At 71.4% G+C, this 16,671-nt stretch carries 15 protein-coding genes; 5 read left to right on the top strand and 10 right to left on the bottom strand.

All coding sequences use genetic code 11. The features are described 5' to 3' along the window. Positions 1 to 4 precede the first annotated feature (4 nt). Positions 5 to 691, top strand: a complete 687-nt coding sequence (locus ACFQGU_RS00305) for a VTT domain-containing protein (protein WP_386763349.1) — start codon at positions 5 to 7, stop codon at positions 689 to 691. A gap of 21 nt (positions 692 to 712) precedes the next feature. Here the strand turns inward: ACFQGU_RS00305 and ACFQGU_RS00300 are convergent, their stop codons facing one another. Beyond that, the gene (locus tag ACFQGU_RS00300) at positions 713 to 1,372 is read right to left on the bottom strand and encodes a hypothetical protein (protein WP_386763348.1); all 660 of its coding nucleotides are present in this window, start codon (positions 1,370 to 1,372) and stop codon (positions 713 to 715) included. A gap of 136 nt (positions 1,373 to 1,508) precedes the next feature. Then, the gene (pyrE, locus tag ACFQGU_RS00295; RefSeq protein ID WP_386763347.1) at positions 1,509 to 2,051 is read right to left on the bottom strand and encodes an orotate phosphoribosyltransferase; all 543 of its coding nucleotides are present in this window, start codon (positions 2,049 to 2,051) and stop codon (positions 1,509 to 1,511) included. Positions 2,052 to 2,095: 44 nt separating this feature from the next. Between pyrE and ACFQGU_RS00290 the strand changes: the two genes are divergently transcribed. Then, positions 2,096 to 2,614 (top strand): hypothetical protein, encoded by a 519-nt coding sequence (locus ACFQGU_RS00290; protein ID WP_386763346.1) that lies wholly within the window; start codon positions 2,096 to 2,098, stop codon positions 2,612 to 2,614. A gap of 10 nt (positions 2,615 to 2,624) precedes the next feature. Here the strand turns inward: ACFQGU_RS00290 and ACFQGU_RS00285 are convergent, their stop codons facing one another. From ACFQGU_RS00285 to ACFQGU_RS00275, 3 genes are all read right to left on the bottom strand, one after another. Further along, on the bottom strand, positions 2,625 to 2,960 hold the full coding sequence (locus tag ACFQGU_RS00285) for a TFIIB-type zinc ribbon-containing protein (protein WP_386763345.1): 336 nt from the start codon (positions 2,958 to 2,960) through the stop codon (positions 2,625 to 2,627). A 117-nt stretch (positions 2,961 to 3,077) separates the two neighbouring features. After that, complete coding sequence (locus tag ACFQGU_RS00280; RefSeq protein WP_386763344.1) at positions 3,078 to 3,860, bottom strand: SDR family NAD(P)-dependent oxidoreductase; 783 nt, start codon at positions 3,858 to 3,860, stop codon at positions 3,078 to 3,080. A 90-nt stretch (positions 3,861 to 3,950) separates the two neighbouring features. Then, a complete protein-coding gene (locus tag ACFQGU_RS00275; RefSeq protein WP_386763343.1) occupies positions 3,951 to 4,694 on the bottom strand; it encodes an SDR family oxidoreductase in 744 nt (247 codons plus the stop codon). A gap of 85 nt (positions 4,695 to 4,779) precedes the next feature. Here ACFQGU_RS00275 and ACFQGU_RS00270 point away from each other — a divergent pair, with 85 nt between their 5' ends. Beyond that, positions 4,780 to 5,952 (top strand): aminotransferase class I/II-fold pyridoxal phosphate-dependent enzyme, encoded by a 1,173-nt coding sequence (locus tag ACFQGU_RS00270; protein ID WP_386763342.1) that lies wholly within the window; start codon positions 4,780 to 4,782, stop codon positions 5,950 to 5,952. 106 nt (positions 5,953 to 6,058) lie between these two features. Further along, positions 6,059 to 7,210: a DUF6159 family protein gene (locus ACFQGU_RS00265; RefSeq protein WP_386763341.1), complete on the top strand. Its 1,152-nt coding sequence runs from the start codon at positions 6,059 to 6,061 to the stop codon at positions 7,208 to 7,210. 64 nt (positions 7,211 to 7,274) lie between these two features. Here the strand turns inward: ACFQGU_RS00265 and clpB are convergent, their stop codons facing one another. From clpB to dnaK, 5 genes are all read right to left on the bottom strand, one after another. Then, positions 7,275 to 9,866 carry an ATP-dependent chaperone ClpB gene (gene clpB / locus ACFQGU_RS00260; RefSeq protein ID WP_386763340.1) on the bottom strand — a complete coding sequence of 864 codons (2,592 nt, stop codon included), beginning with the start codon at positions 9,864 to 9,866 and terminating at the stop codon, positions 7,275 to 7,277. Between the two features lie 75 nt (positions 9,867 to 9,941). Continuing rightward, entirely contained in the window at positions 9,942 to 10,346 is a 405-nt protein-coding gene (locus ACFQGU_RS00255; protein WP_386763339.1) for a heat shock protein transcriptional repressor HspR, read from the bottom strand. Next, a complete protein-coding gene (gene dnaJ, locus ACFQGU_RS00250; protein ID WP_386763338.1) occupies positions 10,343 to 11,545 on the bottom strand; it encodes a molecular chaperone DnaJ in 1,203 nt (400 codons plus the stop codon). Before dnaJ ends, ACFQGU_RS00255 begins: the two co-directional genes overlap by 4 nt. A 41-nt stretch (positions 11,546 to 11,586) precedes the next feature. Then, the gene (gene grpE / locus ACFQGU_RS00245) at positions 11,587 to 12,162 is read right to left on the bottom strand and encodes a nucleotide exchange factor GrpE (RefSeq protein ID WP_386763337.1); all 576 of its coding nucleotides are present in this window, start codon (positions 12,160 to 12,162) and stop codon (positions 11,587 to 11,589) included. Then, complete coding sequence (gene dnaK, locus ACFQGU_RS00240) at positions 12,159 to 14,009, bottom strand: molecular chaperone DnaK (RefSeq protein ID WP_386763336.1); 1,851 nt, start codon at positions 14,007 to 14,009, stop codon at positions 12,159 to 12,161. The genes grpE and dnaK overlap by 4 nt, the downstream gene beginning before the upstream one ends. 479 nt (positions 14,010 to 14,488) lie before the next feature. Here dnaK and ACFQGU_RS00235 point away from each other — a divergent pair, with 479 nt between their 5' ends. Then, positions 14,489 to 16,666 carry a (Fe-S)-binding protein gene (locus ACFQGU_RS00235; RefSeq protein ID WP_386763938.1) on the top strand — a complete coding sequence of 726 codons (2,178 nt, stop codon included), beginning with the start codon at positions 14,489 to 14,491 and terminating at the stop codon, positions 16,664 to 16,666. Positions 16,667 to 16,671 lie beyond the last annotated feature (5 nt).

The following is a 16,671-nucleotide window of genomic DNA, read 5'->3' as shown; positions in this document are numbered from 1 at the left end:
TCCTGTGCTGGATCACCTGACCTGGACCCTCGCCATCGGACCGAGCTGGCTGCAGCCCGAGGCCATCCTCGAACGCTTCGGCACCTGGGCGTTCGTCGCCGTGCTGGTGATCGTGTTCGTGGAGTGCGGGCTCCTCATGTTCTTCCTGCCGGGCGACTCGTTGCTGTTCGTCACGGGTCTGTTCATCGGCGCCGGGACGATCGACGTCAACATCTGGGTCGCCTGCGTCCTGCTCACCATCGCCGCGATCGCGGGGAACGTCTCGGGCTACTGGATCGGTCGCAAGTCCGGGCCTGCGCTGTTCAAGAACCCGGACGCGAGGTTCCTGACGCCCGCGAACGTCGACAAGACGCACGCCTTCTTCGAGAAGTACGGCCCGCGCTCGATCATCCTGGCGCGCTTCGTGCCGATCGTCCGCACCTTCATCACGCTGCTGGCGGGCGTCGGCAAGATGGACTTCCGCCAGTTCCTCATCTACTCCAGCATCGGCGGCGTCATCTGGGCCGGCGGCGTGACGCTGCTCGGCTACCTGCTCGGGGACATCCCCTGGGTCAAGAACAACATCGAGGTCATCGCGATCCTCATCGTGGTGCTCTCCCTGCTGCCCGCCGGCTACGAGTGGTGGCACGCGCGCCGCATGGCCGCCTCCACCCCGGCGCCGGCCTCCGCCGATGAGGCCGAGAGCGCCTGAGCCACAGGGGATCCCCGACGGTCAGGCCCGGCGCCCCACGGATGGCAGCGGCTCGACCGGACGCATCTGCCGCTCGCGCACGACCTCGTAGACCGCGGCCTGGGTCGGGATCGTGCGACGGTCGGGGTACGCCTCCCAGGGCACGGCTTGCAGCAGCGTGCGAAGCGCCGTCCCGCGCGCGAGCAGGTCGAGCGGGTCGAGCCCTGACCCTCCGCGCGAGACCAGCCTGTCCCCCACCGCGGTGATCGACTGCACGGGTGCGGCCACGAGCGACTGGCGCACAGAGGAGTCGACGATCGCGCGGATCAGCCACGGCTCCTCGGCGCGCAGCGAGTAGCAGGCGTCGAAGTGCGCGTCACCGGTGTGCACCTCGCGCATGCCGTCGCCGATCTGCGGCGTGCTCTTCTCGCGCTGCCGCACCTCGAAGCGCGGGAGCACGGCAGGCGCGACGAGCTCGACCACGGCGATGTGCTTGCGGTCCTCGTACGCCCGGATCGCGATGCCCTCGACGTCGCCGACGAGCACCCCGTCGGTAGTGAGGTACCAGCCCATGGCGCGCGCATAGCGCTTCAGGCGGCCGCGTCGGGTGTGGGCGACGATCCACTGGGCGAGCGGACGTCGGGACAGCGGCCGGGCATGGCCCAGGCCGGCGAGCGTGGTCGCCTGTGCCTCCGTCGCCATGGCCGCCCCTTGCGTCGCTGCACCCGTCCCCTACGAGAGCGCTATCGCTGAGAGTGCTCGCACGGTCACGGCCTCGGTTGCTCCGATCGGGTGACGAGGGGTCCGCGAGGGTGACGTCGTCCCCCGTGCGGAGGAGTCAGGCGAGGCCGAGGTCGGTGAGGGAGTACGCCGCGAGGTACGGCAGACCGGCCTCCTCCACCTTCGGGGCGGCGCCTCGCTCGACGATGACCGCGACACCGACCACCTCGGCACCGGCCTCGCGGAGCGCCTCGACCGCGGTGAGCACCGAGCCGCCCGTGGTCGAGGTGTCCTCGACGGCGAGCACGCGACGGCCCGCGACGTCCGGGCCCTCGATGCGGCGCTGCAGGCCGTGCGCCTTCTCGCTCTTGCGGACGACGAACGCGTCCAGCGTGCGGCCCTCGGCGGCGGCCGCGTGCAGCATCGCCGTCGCGACCGGGTCGGCGCCGAGCGTGAGTCCCCCGACGGCGTCGTAGTCGAGGTGGCTCGTGAGGTCGAGCATCACCCGGCCCACGAGCGGCGCCGTGGCGCCGTCGAGGGTCACGCGGCGCAGGTCGACGTAGTAGTCGGCCTCCTTGCCGCTCGAGAGCACGACGCGGCCGTGGACCACGGCCTTGTCGAGGATGTCCTGGCGCAGCTGGTCGCGATCGAGGCTCGTCACGAGTCGAGAGGGTATCGGCGTCCCCGGTGAGGCAGGCTGGGCGGGTGACCACCGCCAGCGTCGTCCTCTGCCCTCCCCTGCCGGGCGCCCCGGCCGTCGTCGACGTCGCGGACGTCGCCGACGCCCTGCTCGACGACCCTCGTCTCGCCGGCGTGCGCGTGATGTCGCCGCACGTCCCGGACGCCGCGCCCGAGGACGACGAGCGCACCGCGACGGCGCACTGGGTGGCGCACCTCGCGATCGGGCTGGCCACCGGGGGAACGGTCGCCCCGGTGCTGCTGGTGCTGGCGGGCTCGGCCGGTGCCCTGGCGCCGGCTCTCGGGTTCTCGCAGAAGGCGTCGCGCCGCGCGGTGTCGGGCTACGTGCTCGTCGACGCCGCCGTCCCGCCCGCCGAGTCGCGCGGCGGCGACTGGCCGGACGCGCCGGTCGTGTTCGTGGCCTCGCCCGCGGCGGATCCGCTCGAGACCAACCAGGCGCGCCTGCGCGGGTGGGACATCGTCGAGGTGCCCGACGCCTGGCCCGGCACCGTGGCCGACGCGATCGCGGGCATCGTCTCCGCGTGAGCGCGCCGACCTAGTCGAAGAGCTCCTCGAGGAAGTTCTTGCGCTTCTTGTAGGGCTTGCCGCCGTACCCCTGCTGGTAGCCCTGCTGCTGGTACCCCGGCTGCTGGTAGCCCTGCTGGGGGTAGGCCTGCGGCTGCGGCTGCTGCTGCTGCTGCGGTGCGTACGCCGGGGCCGCCGCCGCAGGTGCCGGCGCGGGTGCGGGCTCGGCCTGCGCCGCCTCGAGCGAGATCAGGTGGTCGAGCTCGCCGCGGTCGAGGAAGACGCCGCGGCACTCGGTGCACTGGTCGATGTGGATCCCGTTGCGCTCATAGGTGCGCATGGGGGCGTGGCACTTCGGGCACTCCATGGTGTCCATCCTCCGCAGGTGTGTCGGTGCTCGAGAGCACATCACGGTGTCCTGTGCGCCGCATGTGGAGCACGTGAGCCGTCACCAGGAGCGACGAGCGGGGAGCCTCGGGGGTTCCTACGGCGTACCGCGACCGAGGCGGTCGGGGCCTCGTACGGCGCTCGCGCGGCGGACGATCGGCCGCGGCAGGTAGCGCGCCAGCGCGGACAGCGCCTTGTACTGCGCCCCGGGCACCGACACCGGCTTTCCGCGGCGGAAGTCGGCCAGCGCCGAGCGCACGACGTCGGGGGCGTCGAGCCACAACCAGTCCGGCAGGTGGTCGACGTCCATCTCGGCCCGCTGGTGGAACTCGGTGTGCGTGAAGCCGGGGCAGAGCGCGGTGACGGTGACGCCGGTGCCGTCGAGCTGCCGGTTGACCGACTCGGAGAAGACGGTGACCCACGACTTCGCGGCGCTGTAGCTGCCGCCGGCGATGAAGCTCGCGACGCTGCTGACGTTGACCACGCCGCCCATGCCGCGCGCGACCATGCCGGGGAGGGCGGCGTGGCTGAGGCGCATGACGGCGGTGACGAGGACGTCGAGCATGCGCTGCTCGGCGTCGAGGTCTCCGCCGACGAAGACCTGGTTGACGCCGAACCCTGCGTTGTTGACGAGCAGGTCGACCGGGCGGGTGTCGTCCGCGAGGCGCGCCTCGACGAGCGCGAGCTGGGCGGGGTCGGTGAGGTCGGCGACGAGCACCTCGACCGCGACGCGGTGACGCTGCTCGAGCTCGGCGGCGAAGGCCGCGAGGCGCTCGCCGTCCCGTGCGACGAGCACGAGGTCGTCGCCCCGTGCCGCCAGCTGCCGAGCGAACTCCGCGCCGATCCCTGCCGTGCCGCCCGTGACGAGTGCCGTGGTCATGCCCCCATCCTCACCCCGTCCGCGAGTTACTGCCCAAACGGTCGTTGAACCGGCCTGCTCTGCGACCGTTTGGGCAGTAACTCGGGGACTTCAGCGGCCGCCGGAGACGGCGAGGACGGTGCCGGTGGTGTACGACGAGGAGTCGCCGAGCAGCCACACGATCGCTGCTGCGACCTCCTCGGGCGTGCCGGATCGCTTCATCGGGATCGTCGGGCGCATGCGGTCCGGACGTCCGGGCTCGCCGGCGGCGGCGTGCAGGTCGGTGTCGACCAGGCCGACCGCGACGGCGTTCACACGGATCCCCTCGGTCGCGACCTCCTGGGACAGGCCGACCGTGAGCGTGTCGACCGCCGCCTTGCTCGCGGCGTAGTGCACCCACTCGCCGGCGCTGCCGAGCACCGCCGCGCGCGAGGACACGTTGACGATCGAGCCACCGCTGCCGCCGTGGGCCGTGGACATCCGGCGCACGGCGGCGCCGCAGCAGAGGAACGGGCCGGCCACGTTGACCCCGAGCACGTCGTCGAGCTGCTGCTGGGTGACGGTGTCGACGCGGGCGAAGCCGCCCGAGATGCCGGCGTTGTTGACCAGGCCCACCAGCGGGCCGCCGAACGCGTCGGCGGCGGCGAACAGCCGCTCGACCGACTCGGCGTCGCGGACGTCGGCCTGGACGGCGACCGCGCGGCGCCCGAGCGCCTCGACCCGGCGTACGACGTCGGCCGCGGCCCCGACGTCGCGCACGTAGTCGACGACGACGTCCCAGCCCGCCTCGGCCACCGCCACGCAGGTCGCGGCCCCGATCCCGCGCGAGCCGCCCGTCACCACCACTGTCGCCATGCGTCGCATCCTGTCGCACCCGCCACGGCCGGGTCGCACGAGTAGCGCGGTGCTCGCAGGAGCGTGGGGTCGTAGCCTCTGCGACGTGACCCGACGCGTGCCGCCTCTCGTGCCCCGCATGCGCGAGCACGCCGCCAGCATCTTCGGCGAGATGAGCACGCTGGCCGTCGAGACCGGCTCGGTCAACCTCGGCCAGGGGTTCCCCGACACCGACGGCCCGCAGTCGGTGAAGGACGCCGCCATCCGCGCGATCCAGGACGGCCGCGGCAACCAGTACCCGCCCGTGCACGGCCTGCCCGAGCTGCGGCGCGCGATCGCCGAGCACCAGCGGCGCTTCTACGGCATCGAGCTGGACTGGACCGCCGACGTCTGCGTCGCCACCGGGGCCAGCGAGGCGATCGTGGCAACGCTGCTCGCGCTGGTCGATACGGGCGACGAGGTCGTGATGTTCGCGCCGTGGTTCGACGTGTACGCCGCCGGCATCTCGCTCGCGAACGGCGTACGCCGCGAGGTGCCTCTTACCCCCGGCACGTTCCGCCCCGACGTCGACGCGCTGCGCGCCGCCATCACGCCGCGCACGCGCCTGCTGCTGCTCAACTCGCCGCACAACCCGACGGGCGTGGTGTTCACGCGCGAGGAGCTCACCGCGATCGCGGACGTCGTGGCCGAGCACGACCTGCTCGTGATCAGCGACGAGGTCTACGAGCACATCGTGTTCACCGGCCACGAGCACGTGCCGTTCGCGACGCTGCCCGGCATGGCCGAGCGCACCGTCACGCTGGGAAGCGCTGGCAAGTCGCTGTCGATGACGGGCTGGAAGGTCGGCTGGGCCACCGGGCCGAGCGACCTGATCCATGCGGTCCGCGTGGTGCGCCAGCACATGAGCTTCGTGTCGGGCGGCCCGTTCCAGTGGGCGGTGGCCGACGGGCTCGCTCTCCCCGACGAGCACTGGCGCTCGTTCGCGGCCGACATGCAGAGCAAGCGCGACCTCCTGTCGGCCGGCCTCATCGGTCTCGGGTTCGCGGTGACGCCGTCCGAGGGCACCTACTACGTGACGACCGACGTGGGGCCGACCGCGTATGCCGACGGCCTCGCCTTCTGCCGCGACCTCCCCTCCCGCGCAGGCGTCGTCGCGATCCCGCAGCAGGTGTTCCACGACGACCCGACGAACGGCGCGCCCTACGTGCGCTGGGCCTTCTGCAAGCGCCCCGAGGTGCTGCACGAGGCCCTCGACCGCCTCGCCCGCGCCCTGCCCTAGCCGCTCTGGATGCCTGACAAGCCTCTCGGTGCCTCTCGGGCATCCAGCGGGAACCGTCGCCCGGGCGGCGGGTTCAGGCGCCGCCCGAACAGGTCGATAGGCGCGCATGGCTACGACGCTCGCGGGCAAGCCGCTGGTCGAGGCGTCCTGGGCTCTGCTCAAGCGCGACCCGTCGATCATCGCGCTGCTGGTGGTCGGGAGCCTCGCCGCCTCCGTCGCCTTCGCACTGGTCGCGCTCCCGCTCTACGCCGTCTTCGGTCTGCCGACCGATGGTCGTGGCGACTGGTCGAGCGTGATCGTCTACGCGCTCGCGCTCTTCGCCTCCACCCTCGTGTCGACGTTCTTCCTCGGCGCCGTCGTCGCCGCGGCGATGCAGCGCGCGGACGGCGGCGACCCGACCTTTCGGTCGGCGCTCGCGGCGGCGTGGGAGCGGCGTGCGCAGCTCATCGCGTGGGCGGCGCTCTCGACCGTGGTGGGCGTCGCGCTGCGCCAGCTCGAGCGCTTCGGAATCGCTGGGCAGATCGTGCGGCTGCTCGCCGGCGTGGGGTGGGCGGTCGCGACGTGGTTCGCGATCCCCGTGATCATGGCCGAGGGCACGATGCCGTTCGAGACCATCAGGCGCTCGGGCAACGTGCTCACCTCGAAGTTCGGGTCGAACGTGCGCGCCACCATCCGCCTCGGCATCGTCTACGTGCTGCTCTGGCTCGCGGTGCTCGCCGTCGGCCTGATGGGGCTGTTCGCGTTCGTCGACGGCGTGCGCAAGCACGAGGGGCTCACGACCGGCTTGGGCCTCGTGATGATCGTGGTCGCGCTCGTCGGCGGGTTCGTCGTGATGGCGTGCTGGCAGGCGACCTCGGTCTACCTGCGCACCGTGCTCTACCGCTACGCCGCCGGCCTGCCGACCCCCGGCGTCGGCACCTGGGTGCTGCCGCCCCTGCTCGGCGGCCCGGATCCGGCGTACGCCGGCGACGCCCCCACCTGGACGTTCGCCATGACCGAGGCGGACACCCGGTTCGTGCCGCCCCACCCGTTCGACACCCCGACCCCCGCCGACCCGCGCTTCGCCGTTCCCGCGTCGTACGTCGCACCGGCAGCACCGGAGCAGGGCGGGTACCTCGCGCCGCCGCCGTACGTGCCGCCGCAGGCCACCGACGTGCTGCCTGCCGACGACGCACCGGAGCCCGCGCAACCGGCACCGCCGACCGCCGGGCCGTGGCCGGGCAGCGGCGTCTTCCTCCCTACGGACCCGCGCACGTAGCCCGAACACGTCGGATGCCGGATTCCGGGCCAGCGCACGGCATCCGGCATCCGACCGCGTGGGATCAGCGCTGGGCCGACACCACGAGGCGGTCGCCCTCGGGGGCGACGTCGACGAGCACGCGGTCGCCGTCGACCACCTCGCCGCCGAGGATCGACTTCGCGAGCTGGTCGCCGATCGCCGTCTGCACCAGCCGGCGCAGGGGCCGGGCGCCGTACGCCGGGTCGAAGCCGTTGAGGGCCAACCAGTCCCGGGCCGCCGGCGTGACCTCGAGGCCGAGCCGCCGGTCGCGCAGGCGGGCCGCGAGGAGATCGACCTGCAGCGCCACGATCGTCGACAGCTCCTCGATCCCCAGCGGGTGGAACATCACGGTGTCGTCGAGGCGGTTGAGGAACTCGGGCTTGAAGCTCGCGCGCACGACGTTCATGACGGCCTCGTTCTTCGCCTCCGCCGACAGCGTCGCGTCGGCGAGCACGCTCGAGCCCAGGTTGGACGTGAGCACGAGGATCGCGTTGCGGAAGTCGACCGTGCGGCCCTGGCCGTCGGTGAGGCGGCCGTCGTCGAGCACCTGCAGCAGGATGTCGAAGACCTCGGGGTGCGCCTTCTCGATCTCGTCGAACAGCACCACGGTGTACGGGCGACGGCGGACGGCCTCGGTGAGCTGGCCGCCCTCGTCGTAGCCGACGTATCCCGGCGGCGCACCGACGAGCCGTGCGACCGAGTGCTTCTCGCCATACTCGCTCATGTCGATGCGCGTCATCGCGCGCTCGTCGTCGAAGAGGAACTCGGCGAGCGCCTTCGCCAGCTCGGTCTTGCCGACACCCGTGGGGCCGAGGAAGAGGAACGAGCCGGTGGGGCGGTCCGGGTCGGAGACGCCGGCGCGCGCGCGGCGCACGGCGTCGGACACCGCCTGCACGGCCTCCTTCTGGCCCACGACGCGGTGGCCGAGCTCCTCCTCCATCCGCAGGAGCTTGGCGGTCTCGCCCTCGAGCAGGCGGCCGGCCGGGATGCCGGTCCACGCAGCCACGACCTCGGCGACGTCGTCGGGGCCGACCTCCTCGCGCACCATGCGCGAGCGGTCGGACGAGGAGGAGACGGCCTCGTCGAGCTGGCGCTCGAGGTTCGGGATCTCTGCGTACAGAAGGCGCGATGCCTGCTCGAGGTCGCCGTCGCGCTGGGCGCGGTCGAGGAGCATGCGCAGCTCGTCGAGCCGGATCTTCAGGTCGCCGACCTTGTCGAGCCCGGTCTTCTCGGCGTCCCAGCGCACGCGCATCGCGCGCAGCTCCTCGCTGCGGTCGCCGAGGTCCGAGCGCAGCTTCGCGAGACGCTCGATCGAGGCGTCGTCGGTCTCGCGCGAGAGGGCGAGCTCCTCCATCTTCATGCGGTCGACCTGGCGCTGGAGCTGGTCGATCTCGACCGGCGAGGAGTCGATCTCCATGCGCAGGCGCGAGGCCGCCTCGTCGACGAGGTCGATCGCCTTGTCGGGGAGGAAGCGACTGGTGATGTAACGGTCCGACAGCGTGGCGGCTGCGACGAGGGCGGAGTCGGCGATGGCGACCTTGTGGTGCGCCTCGTACTTCTCCTTGATGCCGCGCAGGATCCCCACGGTGTCCTCGACGCTCGGCTCGCCCACCAGCACCTGCTGGAAGCGGCGCTCGAGGGCGGGGTCCTTCTCGATCCGCTCGCGGTACTCGTCGAGCGTGGTGGCACCGACCATGCGCAGCTCGCCGCGGGCGAGCATCGGCTTGAGCATGTTGCCGGCGTCCATCGCGGAGTCGCCGCTGGCGCCCGCGCCGACCACGGTGTGGAGCTCGTCGATGAACGTGACGACCTCGCCGTTGCTGCCCTTGATCTCGTCGAGCACGCTCTTGAGCCGCTCCTCGAACTGGCCGCGGAACTGCGCACCGGCGAGCATCGCCGCGAGGTCGAGCGAGATGAGCCGCTTGCCGCGCAGCGAGTCGGGCACGTCGCCCGCGACGATGCGCTGCGCGAGGCCCTCGACGACGGCGGTCTTGCCGACACCCGGCTCGCCGATCAGCACCGGGTTGTTCTTGGTACGACGGCTGAGCACCTGCACGACGCGGCGGATCTCGGAGTCGCGGCCGATGACGGGGTCGATCTTGCCGTCGCGGGCGAGCGCGGTGAGGTCGACGCCGAACTTCTCGAGCGCCTGGAAGGTCTGCTCGGGCTCGGCACTCGTGACCGGGCGCTGCCGGACGGACGAGATCGCGTCGACGAGCGCGGCCGGCGTCGCGCCTGCTGCGGCGAGGGCGTCGCTGACCCCGGCGCCGCCCTGCTGGGCGAGGCCGACGAGCAGGTGCTCGGTCGACACGAACTGGTCGCCGCGCTCCTTGGCGCTGGCGTCGGCGTCCTGCATGACGCGGAACATCGCGGGCGAGAGCTGCGGCGACTGCACGGTCTGGCCCATGGCCGACGGCATGCGGTCGAGGGCGGCGTTGACGCTCGTCGTGAGCGCGGCGCGGTCGACGCCGACCTTGTCGAGGACGGCGGTCGCGATGCCGTCGCCGCTGCTGCCCTGCGCGAGCAGGGTGCCGAGCAGGTGCAGCGGCTCGACCTGGGCCTGGCCGGACGTCGCAGCGCGCCGGACGGCGCCCGCGAGCGCCTCCTGGCTCTTGGTCGTGAGCTGGAGATCCATGAGGGGTTCACCTCCGGTGGTGCTGGCCGGCGTCGGCCGGTGCTCTGGGATCGGGCTGCGTGCTGGTCCGCTGCGTCAGCGGGCGCGGTCGGCGGGGCGGGGGCGCCAGACGACCAGGGCGGTGCCGGGCTCGCCGGCGCCGGACGCGGTACGTGAGCCGAGGGTGGGTCGCAGGCGCTGGACCTCGGCGCGGAGCAGCCCGACCTCCGAGCGCAGACGCTCGTTCTCGGACTCGAGCTGCAGGATGCGGGCGATGCCCGCGAGGTTGACGCCCTCGCCGGTGAGCCGCGCGACCTCACGCAGGCGCGCGATGTCGTGCAGCGAGTAGAGCCGGTTGCGGCCGCCGGTGCGGTCGGGCGAGACGAGCCCGAGCCGGTCGTACTGGCGCAGCGTCTGCGGGTGCATGCCCGCGATCTGCGCCGCCACCGAGATCACGTAGACGGGCGTGTACTCGTCGGGCCGGAGACGGTTGTCGCTCATGACGCACCGTCGGCCTTCCGGGCCCGCGAGAGCAGATCGGCCCGCGGGTCGTGCTCGGCCGTGGAGGCGGCGTACGCCTTGAGGGCCTCCTTGGCGTCGTGCGAGAGCCGGGAAGGAACGGCGACGTCGACGGTGACGACGAGGTCGCCCTTCGTGCCGTCCCTGCGGGTGACGCCCTTGCCGCGCACGCGCAGCATGCGACCCGACTGCGTCCCCTCGGACAGGCGAACCTTGACCGAGCCTCCCCCCGGGGTGGGGACGTCGATGTCGGCGCCGAGCGCCGCCTCGGCGAACGTGACGGGCACGCTGACCGTGAGGTTGTCGCCGTCGCGGCCGAACACGGGGTGCGGCGACACCTTCACGACGACCAGCAGGTCGCCGGCCTCGCCGCCGCCCTCGCCGGCCGCGCCCTTTCCGCGCAGCTTGATCTTCTGGCCGCTCTTCACCCCGGCCGGGATGCGCGCCTGCACCGTGCGGGTGCTGGGCGCATGGCCGCTGCCCTGGCAGTTCGGGCACGGGTCGTCGACGACGAGCCCGCGGCCGCGGCAGGCGCGGCACGGCTCGGGGAACGCGAAGCCACCGGCGTTGCGGTTGACCTGGCCCGCGCCCTGGCAGGTCGGGCACATGCGCGGCGTCGTGCCGTTGCGCGCGCCGGTGCCCGAGCAGACGCCGCACGGCGCATCCGAGGTGAGCCGCAGCGGGAGGGTGACGCCCTCGAGCGCCTCGTCGAAGGACAGCGTGACGGTGCTCTCGATGTCGGCGCCGCGGCGTGCGCGCGTGCGCGCGCCGCCGCCCCGGTTGAACAGGCCGCCGAGGACGTCGCCGAAGCCCCCGCTGCCCGCGCCACCCTGGCCGCCGGTGTTGACGCGGCCGAGGAGGTCGGACAGGTCGAACGGCACTCCGCCGCCCTGACCGCCCGCATTGGGGTTGAAACCGCCCTGCGGCATGCGGAAGCCGCCGCTGCCGAACAGCGAGCGTGCCTCGTCGTACTCCTTGCGCTTGGTCTCGCTGGAGAGCACGTCGTACGCCTCCGAGGCCTCCTTGAAGCGGGCCTCGGCCTTCGGGTCGTTCTCGTTCGAGTCGGGATGGTTCTTCTTCGCGAGCTTGCGGAACGCCTTCTTGATGTCGTCCTGCGACGCGTCCTTGGGGACGCCGAGGACCTTGTAGAAGTCCTTCTCGATCCAGTCCTTCTGGCTCACGGCGTCCTCCTCTCTGGTGTCTGGCGCCGTGGGGCGTGGTGCTACTCGGGGTCGGCGACGGCGACGATGGCGGCGCGGAGGACCTTGCCTGCGTAGCGGTAGCCGGGCTGGAACACCTGGATGCAGGTGGGGCCCTGCACCTCGGCGCTGTGGGTGTGGCTGATCGCCTCGTGCAGCGTCGGGTCGAACGGGTCGCCCGCGACGCCGTACGTCTCGAGGCCCATCCGCGCGACCGTGGCCACGAGCGCCTCGGCCACGCTCTTGAACGCGCCCTCGAGGTCGCCGTGCTCGCGCGCCCGGCCGATGTCGTCGAGCACCGGCAGGAGCTCGGCGACGGCCGCCCCGACGGCGAGGTCCTTCACCGTCTCGCGGTCGCGCTCGACGCGACGCCGGTAGTTGGCGTACTCGGCGTGCACGCGCTGGAGGTCGGCGGTGAGCTCGGCCACCTGGGCGTCGGTCTCGGTGCCGGCGCCGTCGACGACCAGGCCCTCGACGATCTGCTCGAACTCGTCCGGGGCGGGCCCGGGAGCAGCTGCCTGCTCCCGGACCTCACCCGTCTCGGGATCGATGCGGCGCTTGTCCTGGAAGGAGAAGCCGCCGTCGTTCTGCTCGGTCACTGCTTGTCCTGGTCCTCGTCGACGATCTCGGCGTCGACGACGTCGTCGTCGCTCGAGGCGGTCTGCTCGCCGGCACCGGAGTCACCGGCACCGCCGGCGGCGTTGGCACCCGTGTTGGCGTACATCGCCGCACCGAGGGCCTGGCTGGTGGTCGCGACCTTCTCGGCCGCGTCCTTGATGGCGTCGACGTCGTCGCCGGCGAGCGCCTTCTTGAGGTCGGCGAGGGGACCCTCGACATTGCTCTTCGCGTCCTCCGGCACCTTGTCGCCGTTGTCCGCGAGGAACTTCTCGGTCTGGTGGAGCAGGCTCTCCGCGCTGTTGCGGATCTCCGCCTCCTCCTTGCGCTTGCGGTCCTCCTCGGCGTGAGCCTCGGCGTCCTTCATCATGCGCTCGATGTCGTCCTTCGGGAGGCCGCTGCCGCCCGTGATCGTCATCGACTGCTCCTTGCCCGTGCCGAGGTCCTTCGCGGCCACGTGCACGATGCCGTTGGCGTCGATGTCGAAGGTGACCTCGATCTGCGGCACGCCGCGCGGGGCCGGCGGGAGGCCGGTGAGCTCGAAGGTGCCGAGCTTCTTGTTGTAGGCCGCCATCTCGCGCTCGCCCTGGAACACCTGGATGAGCACCGACGGCTGGTTGTCGTCAGCGGTCGTGAAGATCTCCGAGCGCTTGGTCGGGATGGTGGTGTTGCGCTCGATGAGGCGGGTCATGATGCCGCCCTTGGTCTCGATGCCGAGCGAGAGCGGCGTGACGTCGAGGAGCAGGACGTCCTTGACCTCGCCCTTCAGGACGCCGGCCTGCAGCGAGGCGCCGATCGCGACGACCTCGTCGGGGTTGACGCCCTTGTTGGGCTCCTGGCCGGCGGTGAGCTCCTTGACGACCTCGGTGACCGCGGGCATGCGGGTCGAGCCGCCGACGAGCACGACGTGGTCGATGTCCTTGACCGAGATGCCGGCGTCCTTGATGACGGCGGCGAACGGGGCCTTGGTGCGGTCGAGCAGGTCGGCGGTCAGCTTCTCGAACTGGGCGCGGGTGAGGGTCTCGTCGAGGTGCAGCGGACCCTCGGCCGACGCGGTGATGTACGGGAGGTTGATCGAGGTCTGCATCGAGCTCGACAGCTCGATCTTCGCCTTCTCCGCAGCCTCGCGCAGACGCTGCATCGCCATCTTGTCCTTGGTGAGGTCGACGCCGTGCGCGTTCTTGAACTGGGTGGCGAGGTGCTGCATCAGGCGCTCGTCCCAGTCGTCGCCGCCGAGGTGGTTGTCGCCGGACGTCGCCTTGACCTCGACGATGCCGTCGCCGATCTCGAGTAGCGACACGTCGAACGTGCCACCACCGAGGTCGAAGACCAGGATCGTCTGCTCCTTCTCGCCCTTGTCGAGCCCGTAGGCGAGCGCGGCAGCGGTGGGCTCGTTGATGATGCGCAGGACGTTGAGGCCCGCGATCTCGCCGGCCTCCTTGGTGGCCTGGCGCTGGGCGTCGTTGAAGTACGCCGGCACCGTGATGACGGCGTCGGTCACGACGTCGCCGAGGTAGGCCTCCGCGTCGCGCTTGAGCTTCTGCAGCACGCGCGCGCTGATCTCCTGGGCGGTGTAGGCCTTGCCGTCGATGTCGACGTTCCAGCTTGTGCCCATGTGGCGCTTCACCGAGCGGATCGTGCGGTCGACGTTGGTGACCGCCTGGCGCTTGGCGACCTCGCCGACGAGGACCTCGCCGTTCTTGGCGAAGGCGACGACCGACGGCGTCGTGCGGGCGCCCTCGGCGTTGGGGATGACGGTGGGCTCTCCGCCTTCGAGGACGGAGACCACGGAGTTGGTGGTGCCGAGGTCGATGCCGACTGCTCGTGCCATGGGACGTGCCTTTCGTGTCGGGTCCGGGCGTCCCCTGGAGCGGACGTCCGATCGGTGCTGGTGGGCGCCCGCGGCGGGTGTCGCGGGTGCCGACTGAGGTCGAGACTGCCCGGCCTCACATTCGGTGTCAATCTGAAAGTCAGATAACTTGAGTCTGTTCGACTCATGTCAGATGACATAACGACAGCCATTGCGCCGATGCTTCCCGCGGGGCGCGGCGTCCGGGCGTGACCTGGGTCACGTGCGCGCGGGTTGGCCGCGGCTGCCGGCGCTCGCGGACGCGGCGTGCGGCGGAACGCCACCCGCAGCGCTCGGTACACGGCGTCGGTAGCGTGGGCACCTACGCCGCCGGTCGGGTAGGTTACTGGCCGGTAACATCCCTCGTGCCCGTGCAACGCTCTCCGCCGGAGGCCCTGGTGCCCGCGCTCTCCCTCCTCGCGACCGACGTCGCCGAGCTGACGCCGTTCTCCGCCACGCACCTGACGGTGCGCCTGGTGCTCGGCGTGCTGCTCACCCTCGTGGCGCTCTCGCTCGCCGCGTGGCGCGGCAACCGGATCTTCCAGGTGATCCGCTCGGGGCAGCCGGCGGTGGGGCGCACCGACGACAAGGGCGTGCGCATCCAGGGCGAGATCGTCGAGGTGCTCGGCCAGCGCAAGCTGCTCAAGTGGTCGGTGCCCGGGCTCGCGCACTTCGTGACCTTCTGGGGCTTCCTCGTCCTCGGCCTCACGATCGTCGAGGGCTTCGGCGCGCTCTTCGACCCCGACTTCCACATCCCGCTGATCGGCACCTGGCCGATCGTGGGGTTCCTCGAGGACCTGTTCGGCCTGCTCGTGCTCGTCGGCATCACGGTCTTCACGGTCATCCGCATCAAGCGCAACCCGCACCGCATCGGCCGGCAGTCGCGCTTCTACGGCTCGCACACCGGTGGCGCCTGGCTGATCCTCGCCTCGATCGCGACCATCGTGATCACGCTGTTCGTCTACCGCGGGGCGCAGATCAACACCGGCACGTTCCCGTTCGAGTCCGGCGCGTTCGTGTCCCAGTGGGTGGCGACGATCCTCGAGCCGCTCGGCGAGACGGCCAACGAGTGGATCGAGACGATCTTCATCCTGCTGTCGTTCGGCGCGGTGCTCGGTACGACGATCCTCGTGCTCTACAGCAAGCACATGCACATCTTCCTGGCGCCGTTCAACGTGCTGTTCTCGCGCCGGCCGAACGGCCTCGGCCCGCTGCTGCCGATGTACTCGCGCGGCGAGCAGATCGACTTCGAGGACCCCGCCGACGACGCGATCTTCGGACGCGCGTCGATCGAGGACATCACGTGGAAGGGCAACCTCGACCTGCTCACGTGCACCGAGTGCGGCCGTTGCCAGTCGCAGTGCCCCGCGTGGAACACCGAGAAGCCGCTGTCGCCGAAGCTGCTGATCATGGACCTGCGCGACAACCTGCTCGAGCAGGCGCCGTACCTCGCGGCGAAGAACAACCCGCAGTACCTCGGCAGCCCGGGCGTCGGCCAGGGGCCGCAGCCGGTGCCGGTCGAGATCGGGTCGTTCTCGCAGTCGGTGCAGGACGCGCACGCACGCCCCCTCGTCGGCAGCCGCGAGAACGACAACGCGGTGATCGACGAGGACGTGCTCTGGTCGTGCACGATGTGCGGCGCCTGCGTCAACCAGTGCCCCGTGGACATCGAGCACATCGACCACATCGTCGACATGCGCCGCAACCGCGTGATGATCGAGTCGGAGTTCCCGTCCGAGCTCAACGGCCTGTTCAAGAACATCGAGAACAAGGGCAACCCGTGGGGCGCCCAGGCCTCGCAGCGCAACGCCTGGATCGAGGAGGTCGACTTCGAGGTCGAGGTCTCCGACGGCGAGGCCATCCCCGACGACGTCGACTACCTGTTCTGGGTCGGCTGCGCCGGCGCGTTCGAGGACCGCGCGAAGAAGACGACCAAGGCCGTGGCCGAGCTGCTGCACCTGGCCGGCGTCCGGTTCATGGTGCTCGGCGAGGGCGAGACGTGCACGGGCGACCCCGCACGTCGCGCAGGCAACGAGTTCCTGTTCCAGATGCAGGCGATGCAGAACGTCGAGATGCTCAACGAGATCAAGGCGAAGAAGATCGTCGTCACGTGCCCGCACTGCATGAACACGATCGGTCGTGAGTACCCGCAGCTCGGCGGCAACTACGACGTCGTCCACCACTCGCAGCTGCTCGCGACCCTCGTCAAGGACGGGCGCCTCACCCCGGTCACCCCGGTCGAGGGGCTCGGCAGCTCGGTGACCTACCACGACCCGTGCTACCTCGGGCGGCACAACAAGGTCTACACGCCTCCGCGCGAGCTCATCGGCTCGCTCCCGGGCCTGCAGCTCACCGAGATGGAGCGCTCGGCCGACCGCTCGTTCTGCTGCGGCGCCGGTGGCGCGCGCATGTGGATGGAGGAGCGGATCGGCACGCGCATCAACCTCAACCGCACCGACGAGGCTCTCGGCACCGGTGCGACGACGATCGCCGTCGCCTGCCCGTTCTGCTCGGTCATGCTGAACGACGGCGTCACCAACCGGTCGCAGGGCAAGGACGAGCCGGTCGCCGTCGTCGCCGACGTCGCCACCCTCCTGCTCAGCACCGTCGACCGCACCAAGACCCCGACCGACGCCTGAACCAC

The sequence above is a fragment of the Longivirga aurantiaca genome (genome assembly GCF_042660085.1).
In the GTDB taxonomy this organism is placed as follows: domain Bacteria; phylum Actinomycetota; class Actinomycetes; order S36-B12; family CAIYMF01; genus Longivirga; species Longivirga aurantiaca.
This window is presented reverse-complemented; position numbering and strand designations above follow the sequence as displayed.